The organism is Jeotgalibacillus sp. 10bf12, assembly GCF_055597105.1.
Genome location: NZ_CP200276.1, coordinates 77,129 through 93,059 on the forward strand (window position 1 = coordinate 77,129; position 15,931 = coordinate 93,059).

The 15,931-nt window shown below is 38.7% G+C and carries 10 protein-coding genes and 1 pseudogene; 1 reads left to right on the top strand and 10 read right to left on the bottom strand.

Annotated elements, in window-relative coordinates:
• Positions 1–153: 153 nt before the first annotated feature.
• Positions 154–4,926: a S8 family serine peptidase gene (locus DH10bf12_RS00345; RefSeq protein WP_471736646.1), complete on the bottom strand. Its 4,773-nt coding sequence runs from the start codon at positions 4,924–4,926 to the stop codon at positions 154–156.
• 333 nt (positions 4,927–5,259) lie between these two features.
• Between DH10bf12_RS00345 and DH10bf12_RS00350 the strand changes: the two genes are divergently transcribed.
• Positions 5,260–6,321 (top strand): C40 family peptidase, encoded by a 1,062-nt coding sequence (locus tag DH10bf12_RS00350; protein WP_471736647.1) that lies wholly within the window; start codon positions 5,260–5,262, stop codon positions 6,319–6,321.
• A gap of 122 nt (positions 6,322–6,443) precedes the next feature.
• On the opposite strand, the gene DH10bf12_RS00355 is transcribed toward DH10bf12_RS00350, so the two are convergent.
• The 9 genes and pseudogenes from DH10bf12_RS00355 to DH10bf12_RS00395 form a co-directional block, all read right to left on the bottom strand.
• Positions 6,444–8,102 carry a S8 family peptidase gene (locus tag DH10bf12_RS00355; RefSeq protein WP_471736648.1) on the bottom strand — a complete coding sequence of 553 codons (1,659 nt, stop codon included), beginning with the start codon at positions 8,100–8,102 and terminating at the stop codon, positions 6,444–6,446.
• A 96-nt stretch (positions 8,103–8,198) separates the two neighbouring features.
• Positions 8,199–9,581: an N-acetylmuramoyl-L-alanine amidase gene (locus tag DH10bf12_RS00360; RefSeq protein ID WP_471736649.1), complete on the bottom strand. Its 1,383-nt coding sequence runs from the start codon at positions 9,579–9,581 to the stop codon at positions 8,199–8,201.
• 226 nt (positions 9,582–9,807) lie between these two features.
• The gene (locus DH10bf12_RS00365; protein ID WP_471736650.1) at positions 9,808–9,930 is read right to left on the bottom strand and encodes a hypothetical protein; all 123 of its coding nucleotides are present in this window, start codon (positions 9,928–9,930) and stop codon (positions 9,808–9,810) included.
• Positions 9,931–10,023: 93 nt separating this feature from the next.
• Positions 10,024–10,224 carry a hypothetical protein gene (locus DH10bf12_RS00370; RefSeq protein ID WP_471736651.1) on the bottom strand — a complete coding sequence of 67 codons (201 nt, stop codon included), beginning with the start codon at positions 10,222–10,224 and terminating at the stop codon, positions 10,024–10,026.
• Positions 10,221–10,969 (bottom strand): annotated as a pseudogene (istB, locus tag DH10bf12_RS00375) (IS21-like element helper ATPase IstB). The gene DH10bf12_RS00370 and the pseudogene istB overlap by 4 nt, the downstream one beginning before the upstream one ends.
• Positions 10,969–12,522 carry an IS21 family transposase gene (gene istA / locus DH10bf12_RS00380; protein ID WP_471736652.1) on the bottom strand — a complete coding sequence of 518 codons (1,554 nt, stop codon included), beginning with the start codon at positions 12,520–12,522 and terminating at the stop codon, positions 10,969–10,971. The pseudogene istB and the gene istA overlap by 1 nt, the downstream one beginning before the upstream one ends.
• Before the next feature lie 365 nt (positions 12,523–12,887).
• Positions 12,888–13,694, bottom strand: a complete 807-nt coding sequence (tagH, locus tag DH10bf12_RS00385; RefSeq protein WP_471736653.1) for a teichoic acids export ABC transporter ATP-binding subunit TagH — start codon at positions 13,692–13,694, stop codon at positions 12,888–12,890.
• Positions 13,695–13,711: 17 nt separating this feature from the next.
• Positions 13,712–14,518: an ABC transporter permease gene (locus DH10bf12_RS00390; RefSeq protein ID WP_471736654.1), complete on the bottom strand. Its 807-nt coding sequence runs from the start codon at positions 14,516–14,518 to the stop codon at positions 13,712–13,714.
• Positions 14,519–14,574: 56 nt separating this feature from the next.
• Positions 14,575–15,741: a CDP-glycerol glycerophosphotransferase family protein gene (locus DH10bf12_RS00395; protein WP_471736655.1), complete on the bottom strand. Its 1,167-nt coding sequence runs from the start codon at positions 15,739–15,741 to the stop codon at positions 14,575–14,577.
• Positions 15,742–15,931: the final 190 nt, after the last annotated feature.

Consider the following 15,931-nt stretch of genomic DNA (forward strand, 5'->3'; position numbering starts at 1 on the left):
CCAAAAAATTTTACATTTTTTTATAAAATACAACTCCAATAGTCAATTTTAAAAAAGAGGCATTGTAAAAATTGCGCTTGATTTCCGATGACAATGTGAAAATAGAAAAAAGCTCACGAAAAATCCGTGAGCTTTTTTCTATTTTGTTACGGCTTAAAAATTCTCCAGATATCTGTAAAGTACAACTGCTGATTCTGCACGCGTAGAATTTTTCTTCGGTGCAAATGATCCGTCAGGCATACCGTTCAGAATCTCAAGCTCTACTGCCTGGAAGATTGACTCTTTGGCATAAGCTGAGATCTTACCTTCATCTTTAAACACGTCTTCGTAATCTGATACATCAAGTGATGCGACCAGTTCAGGATCCACATAAGTGATCGCACGCATAATCATCGTTGCCATCTGCTCACGTGTAATCGGCGCATTCGGTTCAAACTTGCCCCCCGGCATACCATTAACAATATTTGCACGTGCAGCAGCTTCTACGCCCTGTGTGCTCCAATGAGAAGTGGAAAGGTCACTGAATGTTCCTTCGACTTCTTTCGTTGGCAGCTGGAGCGTTCTCGATAACAGTACAGCAAATTCTGCTCTTGTCAGCTGACCGTCCGGTACAAACGTAGTACCTGTCCGGCCATCTGTAATGAGTAATGAAGCAAGTACTTCAACCTCATCCTTTGCCCAATGCTTAGAAATATCGTTGAACGTTTTATTCCCTTCTACAACAGCTACAGTAGAGAATGCTTGTGCAGTAAACTCATATACACCTTCAGATGCAGAGCCCCCTGCATACGCCCACTTACCTGTCTCTTTATTAAGGGAAGTAGCTGTTACTTTTCTTTCATCTTTCACTTTAGACTCATCAACAGGCAGCATAAATGTAAGTGGTGAATCAGTTAGTACAACCTCTTCTCCATCTGCTGTAACCTTAAAGTCCATTACATTTGATAGTAATGTCAGACCTTTTGTATTACTTGCAAATGCAGACATTTCAGTAATATTAAATACTACATCTCCATTTAAATTCTCTGCTAGTACAGATGCAGGAATATACACGCCTTTATCACCTGATCCGATCCATAGCCCTAATTCAAGTTCAACAAGCTCCTGGATTGCTTCAGCATCGATACTTACTGATGCATTCAGCTGGTTATCGTTGTTTGAAGGAATTTCAAGATATACAGTATCTGAATCAGATTCTGCAATCAGCTGTGAAATATCTTCCTTAGAATAAGAGACTTCAATTTCACCAGCTGACTCGCCTTCTTTGTTTTTGTAGATTGAAAGTACTTCTTCACCAGTATTACCGGCAAGGTCCGTCACTTCAAGTACAATTGTATTCAGGCCTTCTTCAAGCTGAAGTTCAACATCTTCAACTGTTGTTTCAAGATTGCGCATCTCAAATGGCTCTTCAAATGCGTTTGCATACACTTCATTTCCATTCACACGCAGTCTGATTTCGTCAAAGTTATCTGATACTTTAACATCTACAAGTGGATTATCTTCACTCACACCTACAATATTAGGCACATCAGATAATACCTCAACAACAGGTGATGTTGTATCTACAATGACTTTTCTTGCAATTTCAAGTGATTTGCCGTTTTCAGCGGTTGCTTTGATCTGAATGTCATGAACGCCATCTTCTTCAAATGTAATCTCTGTGTAGAAGTACGCACCTTCTTCATCCACTTCAAATTCTACTGCTTTTCCATCAATTTCAATTGATTTAATTGGAGACTGTCCGCCTGCGTAGCCTTCAACAGCCACGACAGACTCGTTTGTTACTTCAAGCGGTTCAGGTGTGAATACATCAAGAGTTGGAACTGCAGTAGATTCACCTTCCTGAACTGCTACAACTTCTTCATTCCCTGCGAAGTCAGTTGCTACAACCTCAACCAACTGCTCTTCAGTTACTTTCTTCGTAAAGTTGAAAGTATCGCTTTCAGGTGACAGATATTCAGTTGTAACACTTGTACCATCAACTAATACGTCAAGGTATTGCATACCTGATTCAGCATCATTTGCTGCGTATGAAATTGATTGTGTTTTTTCATTAAACTCAGCTGTTAAAGTCGGTGCCGTCACATCGACATTGATTGGCAATTTAACTGACTGCCACTCAGCACCCTCATAATCAACTTTCGCGAGCAGCTCAATATAATATTGACCTTCTGCCACTAGTTTATTATTCACTTTACCATCCCATGTAATAGCAGGGTTTAGAGTAAATGGATCTGTCGCACCACTATCAAAATAGTTTTTACGCTGGTTTTTGGCATTATAAAGTGTTCTAAGAACTTTTTCGTCCTGATCAAGTACATTCACTTTGAACTCTTTCGCATTTCTCAGGAAAGAAATGAGTGGCATGATGTTGTCGATATTTCCATCCCCATTTGGAGAGAATGCCACTTTTTCCGGGTCCACTACTAATGCGTCTACAAATGGATCTGCACCCAGGAATCCAAATTCATCAGATAATAGGCTTGTGTATCCGTAGAAAGAACCTTCCTCATAGATCGGTGCATCAATGACAGGCGCCTGAGTCCAGTCACCTTTGAAACCTGCAAATGGTACGTTTAAAGGAACTTCTGTATCAGTTGGATCTGTAAATGAAACAAAACCTTCTACATAATATCCATTTACAAACAATTCTTCAGGGTCTCCATTAGACACGAATGCATCTGTAAGGTCTGCTTCTACTATTACCTCAACTGATTCTCCAGCAGGTACAGTGATTGTTGTCTCTTCAGATCCGTTCACCAGGATTTCAGCCCCCTGAATCGGATCTCCACCCCAACCATTAGGGTAAACAATTTCACCATCAGTGTAATCTGTTTGTAAATTCACATTTACATCGTATTCTACATCTTCATCGGAATAGTTTGTCGCTACAAGTGAGAAGTCGAATACAGATTCACTAATTTCTTTTAATGCTACTTTTGCTTCGTCTGTTTCTTTTTCAGTTACAACGACCGGCGTGCTAAGTGCTGCATGCAGCTGCATCAGTCCCGCACCCTGACGTCTTGGAGAAACAGGTACATCGTACTCGTCTATCACAATCTTAGACGTGTTCATCATCATATTTTTCGCAAGGTTAACTCTTTCTTCATTCGCTGCGTCAAATTCTTCATCCACTCTCTGGAATACAAGTGCTGAACCACCTGCTACATGTGGTGCTGCCATAGATGTTCCACTCATAATGCCATAATCATCATTATTAAGTGTAGAAAGGATGTTTCCACCCGGCGCAGTAATTTCCGGCTTGAAATCAAGGTTAGGCGTTAGCCCCCATGATGTAAAAGCACTCATTTTGCCTGCTTCAGGGTTCATAATTTGTGAAGTTTCTCCATTAAAAGAAACAGTCACTGTCTTTCCATCTGAGATCGCAGCCGCTAATTTCTCGCCATCAGCTTTCAAAAAGCCAAGCTGAGGAATTTGAATCTCAGGATCAGTCGCCATATTTAATACGCCATCCGCATTATTATAGATAATAACGCCTTCAGCCCCTGCAAACTGTGCATTTAGAGTTTTTTCTACAAATGCAATTGCTCCTCGCTGAATTAATGCATATTTTCCTGTGAAGTCTTTGCCAATGAAGTCTTCGATCATTCCAAGACCAGCATTTTCAAGACCAAACTCATTTTTCACATAATCATTAGGATGCTCTGAACTTGCCGACATAAAGACAGCCTGATCAGAAACGCCGTCAATTTCATAAGTCAGTGCATCCGATTCGATATACATATTTTCAATCGAAGCAACCTGCATAGAATCATATGAAACGCCCGGTGATCCACTCACACCGTAATCAGGATTTGATGCAAATGAAGGCATGAATTCCCCTTCATCGTTATAAAATCCATCACCAAGGTGAGAAGAATTCCCGGCAGAAATTGAAACCATGATTCCATTGTCCACGGCACGTGCAACTGCTTCCTGTTCAGGATCATCAGCTGATACAAATCCAGCTGTTGCACCAAGACTTAAGTTCAGGACATCTGCATCCATTTTGATTGAATCATCAATCGCTTTAATGATGATATCACTGAAAGTAGATGGCATTGCAGGGTCGTTACCAAATACTTTTAAAGCAAGCAGCTGAGCTTCAGGAGCCACACCCTTCAGGCCTCCATTTTCCTCATCTCCATTTGCCCCAACCGTCCCGGCTACGTGCATGCCGTGTTCCGAAGCGCCTGGTCCTACATCAATAACCTCAGTTGTGTTATCCATATAGTTATAGCCATATGGAATCTTTTCTGTAAAGAACGCACCTTTAAGGCTTTGCTCAGATACTTTAGTGTTTACAGCATCTTCAGTAAGCTTTTGCTCCGTACCTTCGTTTAAGACCATATCCTTATGTGTGTAGTCGATCCCGGAGTCAATGACCCCAATGACCATCCCTTCACCTTCAAACCCATAATCGTTCCAGACCTGCTGAGCTTCAATCAGCTCCTTAGAAAACTTCATTTCAGGTTTGATTTCAGGACGCTCATATTCATTTGCAATATGTACTTCTTTAACGCCTTTCACCTTTGAAATTTTCTCAACGTCTTTAGCTTTCACATCAGCACTGAATCCATTTACTACAGTCGTAAATTGATTATGTAACTGTACGTCACGTGTAATTTTCATGATTTCCTGCTGAACGCTGGTCTGTTTCTTCAGCAAATCATTTTCAAGTGACTTTTGTTCTGCATCTGATAATTCTTCAAAGCGGATTCCTTTTTGAATCGCCTTGTTGATTGCCGGAGCATCAGTTAATTCCACAATCACCCTGACTTCTTTCTCAGGATCTTCTGTTACCTCAATGACCGGCCTTTCTTTTGGTTCAGCCTGAGGCAAATCAGGACGTGCACCGAATGCGGCACTGCTTAATGAAAGAAGCAGGACCATGGTAATAATGAGACTTTTCTTAAAAAGCTTCAATGAATCATTCCTCCTTAAAATTAGTTAAATTTGAAAAAGTCTGACAATACCAGATTACAATAACCTTACAACTATTAACATGGTTCTATTTTACTATAAACCTCTATTAATCCTTAATAATAGGTTTCCTTTATCATTATTTAATTTTTAAAAAACATATATATACATGATAAAAGTCACTCTTGTTCATGCTCGTATGATATAAAACACATCTTTGTAACTTATGAAATATAATTGTAAAGGAATTATGGGTTTAAACTATGATAATATGAATCTCGTATTAAAATAACGTACATTGCAGCACTCACTAATCATATTCAGGAGGAACGACTATTGCATAAGTTAAAGGTCACGTCTAAAGTTTTTGTTATGACACTTGTATTCTTGTTGACAATTTCCACGGTAATGACACCCAATACTTCGGCAGCCGCTTCACAAGGTGATCAGGCAGTCAGTATTGCAAAACAGCAACTCGGCACTCCATATAGATGGGGAGGTACTACAACCAGCGGTTTTGACTGCTCCGGTCTTGTTACCTATGTATATGGTAAACTTGGTGTATCAGTAGAAAGAACTGCGGCTCAACAGTATAATCAGGGTACAGCAGTTTCTAAAGCTAACCTTAAAAATGGTGACCTCGTATTCTTTAAAGGAACTACAGGCAGAGCCGGTATCACCCACGTTGGTATATACATAGGCAACAACAAATTTATTTCAGCAGCTAATAACGGTGTTGAGATTGACAGTATTAACGACCCTTATTATTGGGGTAACAAATATGCAGGCGCCAAACGAATTCTTAAGGAACCTGCACCGGTTCAGGTTTCAACTCCAAAGCCGGCACCTAAGCCTGAACCAAGGCCTGATCTTCCTAAAGGTGAGTACTACGATGTTTCAAACGGTCACTGGGCAAGTAATGCAATCACTGATTTAAGTATGATGGATATTATTACTGGCTATGATCACAGCGAATTTAAACCTGAAAACTCCGTGACAAGAGCAGAAGCAGCAACAATGATTACAAAAGCATTAAACCTTAAACCTGTCAGCGGAACAGTATTTAACGATGTTTCAGGTTCACATTGGGCGAGCGGATATATCAATGCAGTAGCTAAAGCAGATATTGTTAATGGCCGTGGCAGCGGAAATTACGCACCTAATGAAAAAATTACACGTGCAGAAATCAGTGCATTATTAACAAGAGCATTTGCACTTAAAGCATCAAGCGGATCAGCTTCTTTCCACGATATAAATGGTCACTGGGCTGAATCATCAGTGATCCAAATCGCATCCAGTGAATTAGCTACCGGTTATGCAGATGGCACGTTCAAGCCGGATGCAAATGCAACAAGAGCAGAATTTGCAGTATTTATCCACAGAGCAATTAACCATTAATAGGCAGAGAAGAGCACAGAATGACTGTGCTCTTCTTTTTTCATTTATACACATGAACTTACGGATATAAAAAAGCTGACGTACCACACAATTGTGTGTATACTCCAGCCTTATCGTTATAGTTAATTTGATTCCAGCGCTTTAGCAAGCATTTGGGCAAACTCTGCTCTCGTAATCGAAGACTCAGGCATGAACAACCCATCTCCATACCCTTCTACGATCCCGTTTTCATAAGCTGCCTGAATAGCGTCAGCGTAATAGTCTGTAGATTTAATATCATGAAAAATGTTTTCCTGAGTGTGCGTATAGTTAAACACTCTTTGAATAATTAAAGCCATATCCCCTCTTTTAATAGGAGCTTCCGGGTAGAACTTTCCATCAGGAAGCCCTTGAACAAATCCAAGTTCGCTGGCTTTATTAATATATCCATATGCATATAAACTCTTAGAAACGTCTTTAAAATGACCTCCAGCTGATTGGGTTTCCAAATTCAAAGCCCTACCGACCATTGTTACTGCTTCAGCACGGGAAATCTGACTGCCGGGGCGATAAGTTCCATCAGGAAATCCATTCACGATGCCTCTGTCAAAGATGTTTTGAATTGAATTTGAATACCAATAATTATTTTTCAGGTCAGGAAATAACGCAGCTTTCGCAGTAAGAGATTGAACAAGTCCATATCCGAATTTTGCATCCCTTCCTTTACTCCCTAAATCGAGGGACTGCCTTCTGATTGTTTCTCTTATCTGATTGGCTGAAAGATGAGGATATGCTTCCATATAAAGTGCAATGGTACCTGAGACAAACGGTGTAGCTACGGATGTTCCTTTGGAAATGCTGTAATCTTCCTGAGTTTCTGTATAAGTATTCACAAAAGCGCTCTTAATGTTCTCGCCTGGTGCTGTTAATTCTAACGAAGGTCCCTGATAAGAAAAATCTGATTTTTGATTGTTTTGATTCACTGAGCCTACAGCAATCACTGAAGAAAATCTCGCAGGATACAACACATCATTTGTCTTTTGTACTGTTTCAGCATTACCTGCCGCTGCCACAATCATGATCCCTTCATCGTGCGCTTTTTGTAAGATTTCTTTAAGTGATGAAGCAGCTGTATCTGTCGTTAAACTTAAATTGATAATATCCATTTCATTTTGAATCGCCCATTCTATTCCGGAGACAACCCCTGCAAGTGTACCAATACCCTGCCCTGATAGCACTTTAACAGAATAAAGTTTTGCATCAGGCGCAACGCCAATGGTACCGATCGAATTATCCTGAGCGCCGATCACACCAGCTACATGAGTTCCATGACCTTTTGCATCGTTATATGTGGAGACACCCTCTATAAATGAAACGCCTCCTGCAATCTTAAGATCCGGATGATTACGATTGATACCTGAATCGACTACAGCAATTTTGATGCCTTTTCCGGTGTAGGCATTTTGCTTTGCCAGCGGAGTTTTAATATGTTTATATCCCCACGTAGTTTCCTGTGTAGTTGATGCTGCCCTGACAATTTCGTTTTCTTCAATATATTCGATAGAAGTGTCGCCTGCTGCTCTGACAATATTTGAATCTGGTAATGTAGCAATGACTGCTGAAATAGAAGGAAGTTCATTATGTACTTCTGCACCTAATTCCTCCAACAACTGATAGTTAATCTCCTCTTCAAATGAAATGATCACCTTTTCCATGTCCGGTTCAGCTGCATTAACCTGTCCCGGTCCGGCTATAACCAGTAAACTCATGAATGCGCCCAATAATAGTAAGTTTCGTTTCAATGTATGTCCCCCTGCCGATTTATCAATTACCTATAGTATACATGAATTCAAAAAAACGGACTGAGAAAAAGTCCGTTTTTTTGCATTCATAATGGCTTATTTCAATTTCCAGTTATAATACTCTACAATGCCATCAGCAATCGCTTTAGCAGCTCGATCTTTGTAATAATTTGTCTTTAATTTGTCAGCGTCTGATTTATTAGTCAAAAAACCCAGTTCAACTAATGCAGCTGGCAATGGATTTGAGCCAATTACTCTGAAATCAGCATCTTTCACACCACGATTGTTATGGTCCATCGCTACATATAATCTCTTTTGAATAAAAGTAGCAAGCTGCTTGCTATCAAGTGCTCTTTGGTCAAGTGATGCAGAATAAAAAGTCTCTGATCCACTCACTCCTGATGACGCAGCATTTGCATGAATACTTACAAATGTATCGGCACCTTTTGTTACACCAAATACAGCGCGCTGATCAAGTGTGAGGAAATTATCAGTTGTACGGGTCATAAGTACCGTAATACCTTTTGCTTTTAGCAGCGCTTCAACTCTCTTAGCAACATCTAGGTTTACATCTTTTTCACGCAACCCATTCGCAACTGCACCTGGATCCTTTCCGCCATGCCCAGCATCGATGACAATCACCTTATTAACATCTACAACCTTTGAGAGATAACTCATGCTGATATAACCTGTAAGGTTCCCGGCTTTTCCATATACCCAACTACCATGAAAAGCATATACTTCAACTTTTTGACCAGTATGCACCTTACCAACTATAGAATAGCTCGTATCAGGTCCCTTGCGAACATTCAAATTATTTGTTGTGACAATCATCTCGCTCACTGTCGCATTTTCAAATATTACACGGTAATCCGGATTAATCGCTCTAGCAAGAAAAATGGCAAAGTCTCTTCTTGTCAAATCACTTTGAGGAGAAAACTTTCCATCTCCTGTGCCATTTGAGATTCCAAAGGTCGCAATCTTATTGACTGCATCATACAGACTCTGATTTGAACTAGCATGAACATCACTGAAAAACACTGAACTCGTTTTCGTTAAATTAAATGCTCGGCTTAATAGATAAGCCATTTCTCCGCGAGTCATCGTTTGCGATGGCTTGAAAGTACCATCTGGATAACCTGTAATGATCCCTTTCTCAACAGCAGATTGTATGTATCCTGAGCTATAACGGTTCGCTTTCACGTCTGGAAAAGAAGTTTTCCGCTCTGTTCCATTTAATTTTAAAACACGCCCGATTAAAGTTGCAGCCTGTTCACGCGTGACAGAATCTTTCGGACTATAAGTTGTGGAGCTTGTTCCTTCAATCAGTCCCTGATTCCATAAATAAATGATTTCTTTGTCAGATGAGCTAATGTCCCTGAATGGAACACTTGCACTGGCACTGTTCAAACCTAAGCTAGATAATACTAATGACATAACGATGAGAAACATACTAATCCTGGTTGCAAAACGCTTCATAATGATGACATCTCTCCTTTTTCCTTTGTAAACCTTATATCGACAAATTTATCATTATTTTATACTATTTTTTATGATTTTTTAAAAATAAGATAATAGTCTGGTTATATATAAGCAAAAAAGGGTAAATACATTGGTCCATAAAATAAGGGTATTTCCATATACTTCCTTTGTGAATTATAAACAACATAACGAAATCATTATATTAGGTTATTAAATCAAAAAACTAAATTTCACTTTCAACGATAAAAAACCTTTTGATCGCTTTATTGACTACAGCCAAGGGATAGATCCAGTGTTGCCATCTTTTTGACCCACCAATGACATCCATTTGATCCACCGTTGCCATACGAGATCCACATAAAGATAAAAAAAATAGAGTACAAGCAGATTTAATAGAAAACAGCCATGGAAACACAATGGCTGTTTTGTTTATATTAATCTATTTTAGCTTCATTCCCTGCAACCTGTCTCTAAGTATAACTACAGCCTCAAACACAAGGAAATCGATATCAATATCTTCTTCATCCGTGTAAAGACAGTGGCAAAGAAGGTATTCTTCAATATCTACCATTAGCTCTTCAGGCATAAAGTTATGAAAGAAATACCTCGCAATACGATTTTCTACTTCTTCAGGAATCATCGTGAACCCTCCAGTCCATGGCGCTCCCGCATAGAAACATCCCCATCTAACATCAAGTGATATGAGCCGTGTACAATGCGATCAAGAATGGCATCTGCCAGTGTACCTTCTCCAATCTTTTCATGCCATCCCCGAGGATCAAACTGCGAACAGAAGATGGTGGAGGCTACTTGATACCTTGATTCGATGATCTCCAGAAGGTCTCTCGCCTCAGTTTCTCTCAGCGGGGTTAAGAGCCATTCATCAAGAATCAACAACTCTACTTTTGTATACTTTTTGATGACCTTACGGTAAATACCTTCACCTCTAGCGACTGCGAGCTCATCTAATAAATCAGGCAGACGGATGTATTTCACTTTATAGAACTGACGACAGGCAGCGACGCCAAAAGCACACCCCAGATATGTTTTTCCGTTTCCGGATGCACCTTTGATAATGATATTGTGCTTTTCCTCGATATATCTTCCTGTCGATAATCTCAGGATCTGTGTTTTATCTAATTTACGGTCACCATGGTATTCAATGTCTTCAATACAAGCCTGGCTATCTCTAAATTCTGCACTTCTGATGAGTCGATCCAGTTTGGCATTTTTTCTTCGTCCCCACTCAATGTCTACAAGCATACCGAAGCGATCTTCAAACGATAACTCCTGATATTCAGGATTTTTAATTGGTCCATATATCTTTCTGCCATCGCGGTCATTCTCATCTCATTCAATTTAGTTAGTGTGTTTTCAGTTGTCATTAGTTCTTACCTCCATAGTAGTCTGCGCCTCTTGTAAAACCGTAAGGGTTGGGTTTCATGTCTTTTTTAACGATGTCCTCTTTAAAAGTGTCAGGCAGTTTATCTTGTCCATTCTTTAAGATCGTCTGGATACTTTTCAGCGTAGGTCTGCTTGTATGTTTCAATGCGCGCTCACACGCTTTTTCTAAGCGCTCTACAGAGTATTGATCCGCCAGTTTAATAACGCCCAGACAAGCTTTAATAGCTTGTTTTTCAACCCGATAAGAAGCAAAAATACGATCGATGGTGACTAAAATATTTGCGCCAGCTGTTGCACCCCAGTTACGGACGTATGACTGATCAAAGTCCACATACTGTTTATGTTCTTTAGGCATATGATCAGACAGTGTACTGAACTGTCCAGGCTTGCCCTTTAATTTTTTATGAGAAGCAATTCGCAACCCTTTATAAAACACCTCTACAATGGTTCTGGTCACTCGAATATCTACTTGATATTTGACGTAATCATAGGGAACTGAGTAAAACATTTTATCGACAACTATGTGATAATCGTATTGTACGGTCGCAATTCGCCAAGTTGCGATTTCGTATGTTGAAGCAGGCAACGGTGTTAATGCGAAGTGCTCTTCTTCTTTGAATGCCGTGTGTCTGCTTCCTTGTTTCTTTTGAAACGGTTTGTGATTAAATTCCTTAAGCTTTTCATGAACGACACTATTTAATTCTTGTAAGCTAAAAAACTCCTGGTTTCTTAGTGAAGCGATAATCCATGTAGAAATGTGTCCAACTGTACTTTCAGCGCTTGCCTTATCTTTTGGGTGTCTCACACGCGCTGGAACAATCGTCGTTTGATAGTGTTCGGCCATCTCCTGATAGCCTGTATGGATGATTGGTTCATATCTTGAAGCCTTTACCACACCGGTTTTAAGGTTGTCGGGCACAATGACTCTCGGAACACCGCCATAAAACTGAAATGCATGGATATGAGCTGTGATCCAGGCCTCTGCGTTCATCGAGAGGAAACCTTCTACGTAAGCGTACTGACTGCACGGAAGGGCAGAAACAAAGATATAAACAGGTATGTCTTCACCTGTAAGCTGATCTTTCAATGACATGGTTTGACCAGCCCAATCAACTTCCAACAGCTCTCCCGGTTTCCGTTTGATACGCATTGTCGCCTTTGTCTTGCAAGCATAATCATGGTAGACTCTGCAGAATTGACGATAGCTATAGGGGATTTCTTCGCTTGATCGGCAGCTTAAAGAATACTCTTCCCATAGTAACGTTAAATTAACGCCAGGCTTAGCTAACTCTTTATGAATAAGATTACAGTCTGGTTTTCTTCTGAAATCAATTGAAGTATGCTTTTCTGGAAACAATAACGCCTGTAAATCTTGATCCGTCATTCCTTCCTCTAATGGCCACTTTGTCTGACATTCCTCAGCTCTTTTCAATACCTCTCTAATGGTATTCCTGGAATTTGAAGTGCTTGAAGCAATCCCCCTTTGACTTATTCCCTGAGCGTGCAGCCTCAGGATTTCCCGATATTTAACCATAAAAAACCCTCCTGTATAACTGATTTACACCGTAAGGTGCACTTCAATTATAAAGAAGGGTGGATCTCTCTATGGCAGAGGTGGTATAAAAACGTGTCACTAGTGGATCAAAAAGATGGCAAAGGTGGGTCAATCTAATGGCTGTATTCACTTTATTAACAGTAAAGAAAATGTCAATATTGATACCATTGATGGATCTATTTATTCTCTTATTATCCTGATATAGATTCTAACAAGAACTATATTTTTTACAAAATTAACTATATAACATTTGATTTTCTTTTCATGCTACATAATAACATCAATATAAAAGGGCAACAAAAACTGCTAATGCAGTTTTTGTTGCCCTTTTATAAATGTTTATATTAAACGAACTCTGGAGTAAAATCACTTTGCAATTCTGCTCCTTTTTTTCTAAACGCCTTCTGTTCTTTTTTACTCATCGCTTTATAATCTTTGAGAAATGCTTCATACTTCGGCATGACATCTTCAATTAAACCATACTCTTTAATTTCACCGAATTCGAGCCATACGGCTTTCTCACAGAATTCTTTCATCTGTCCAACTGAATGACTTACAAAGAAAATTGTTTTACCCTGGCTTTTGAATTCGTTCATTTTATCAAGACATTTTTGAGCAAATGCTTTATCTCCTACTGATAGCGCTTCGTCAATAATCAATACATCCGGATCTATTGTTACTGAAATAGCAAAACCCAGACGGGATTTCATACCGCTGGAGTAACTCTTCACGGGTTGATCAATAAACTTTCCGAGATCTGCAAAATCAATGATATCCGGTTCTAATTGTTTAATCTGTTCCCGATTAAAACCGAGCATCAGACATTTTAATTCAATATTTTCTCTTCCAGTCAGATTATTATTCAAACCTGATTGGACGGCGATCAGTGCAGACTGCCCCTTTACTTCCACTTTCCCAAAAGTAGGCGGAATAATCCCAGCAATAATATTTGATAAAGTAGACTTTCCGGATCCATTAACACCAATAAATCCTATAACATCTCCCTTATTTGCTTCGAAATTCAACCCGCGCAAAGCATAAAATTCTTCGCCATAACTCTTGGGAAGAATCAAGTCCAATATTTTTTCAGACTGCTTATTATAGAGCTTATAACGCTTTACGACATTCTCTACAGTTACTGATTTTTCCAACATACACACACCCTATATTATAAATAATCGACTAATTGGTTTCTGAATTTCACATGCAAAGCTGAACCGATTAGTAAAAGAATAAATATTAATCCCCAGAAATACAGCGTATACTGCCACTGGTCAACAAAATACCAGCTTTGATAAAAGAAAGCTGCACGATATCCCTCAATCAGGTAGTATAAAGGATTAACCCGCATGATCGCTTGAACAAAATCAGGCAATCCAAATGATACCCATAAGATCGGTGACACATATATCAGCATCCTCAGAACTGCCTGCACGATCATCTGGACATCTCTGATAATCGTTGAAAGCGTCGATGTAATCAGATTGATTGATAATACCAGCATGATTGTTCCGAAAAGAAAATATGGCAATTGCAGATAATACATGCTGATTGGTGAACCGGTAAAATGAAAGACACCAATCGCAATTGCTAATAACGCAAAGTGCGGATAGAGCTTGGACACCATGACATAACTCGGAATGACACTGACCGGAAAGCTCATTTTTGCAATCATTTTTATACGTGTGTAAATTGATTTTGATCCCTGAAGCAGTGCAGGCTGTACAAAAAACCATATTAATAAACCTGCAAACAACCAGTGAAAGAACGGAACGCCTTCAACAGGTTCCCCTCTTCTGATCGCATAACCGAATACAAACCAATAAATCGTTAGCTGAATAGCAGGGTTAATTAATTCCCACGCTAAACCAAGATAGTTATTATTGTTTGTACTCTTTACTTCATATAGGGCCAATCTTTGTATTAAATAAAAGTTATTTATTTGTTCTTTTATCACTGTAATTAGCGATTTCATTGAATCCATCCTATCACTGTCGAAGAAACAACGTTTTTCATATATGTTTAACTCACTTAAAGTTTCTTCAATATATAATTTACAAAATGTTTTGAGGACTGACCGTTTGAATACTTGTTCCATACTTCACAAAATTGTTTGTTCTGGATGGAAACACTCTCAACTTCAGTGTTTTTTATCGCATCTATTAATCCTTCCACGTCATGCACAACTGGACCGGGAACAATATTCTCATATGTTTCCCAGACACCTCTTTCCTTCATGTATTCTTCTAAATCATAGGCATAAAAAATCATTGGTCTATTCAATAGGCAAAATTCGTATGGAATAGAAGAATAATCGGTAATTAATAAGTCTGTTACTTGTAATAATTCATTTACATCATAACCGGAGTGAATAAACAAAAACGATTTCTGAATTGCCTTCGATAATTTTATTTCACTATTGGTAACAGGATGATACTTTATAACGAAAAAGTAATCGTCTCCCAGGTGCTTTTTCAAGGCTTCAAAATCCATATCTGATTTATGATTTTTTTTATCCCGGAAAGTTGGAGCGTATAAAATGATTTTTTTGCCGGCAGCTTGTGGATAAGCATGAAAGAAACTGTTTATAATTTCGTCTTTTTCTTTTGCATTGAAAAACAGATCTGTTCTTGGGATGCCGGTTTTTAAAAAAACGTCTTTTGTTAAACCAAATGCTTTTTTAAAAATCTCGGCCATTTCATCAGAACCAACCAGAATTTTATCGAACCGGTCATATACATTGTGAAATCTCTTAATAGAAACTTTAGTTCTTGTGACTGTATTTTTCGCTTCCAGACCAAAGCTTTTTATTGCACCAGCTGCGTGCCAAATTTGTATACACTCAACATTCCTTTTGAAATTAGTAACAGCTAAAAAAGGAAAATAATTATCTACAATCACTACTTTAGAAGTTGCCAAGTGGTAAACCCTTGTTAAAAACTCATACTTGCTATCAAGAGATATCATCGTAATTCTGTCATCTTTGATTTTACTTAATCTTTTATAAGAAGCTTTGTTACATATTAAAACAATTTTGATGTTATCAGGGCGTCTACTCAATTCTTTAGTAATGTAAAAAGCATTCTGTCTGAATGTCACAAACATCACAAGTTTCTTTTGAATAGGAACCAAATTGAAAAGCGTAAATACGATCTTAAATACCGATAAATAGATCGTTTTAAAAATATCAGTGACCATATATTCTAAATCCATTTAAAAAGTATTGATCTATTCTTATATTCACTCTAATTAAGGTCGCTGCTATAAATGAAATCATCGACCTAATAGTAAACTTACTAAGCATAACAATAGCCCTTCTCATTTTATAATCAGACTTATGATCTTCAAATCGATGAGCATTTCTTTCATACTTACAAATGAGAGCCCT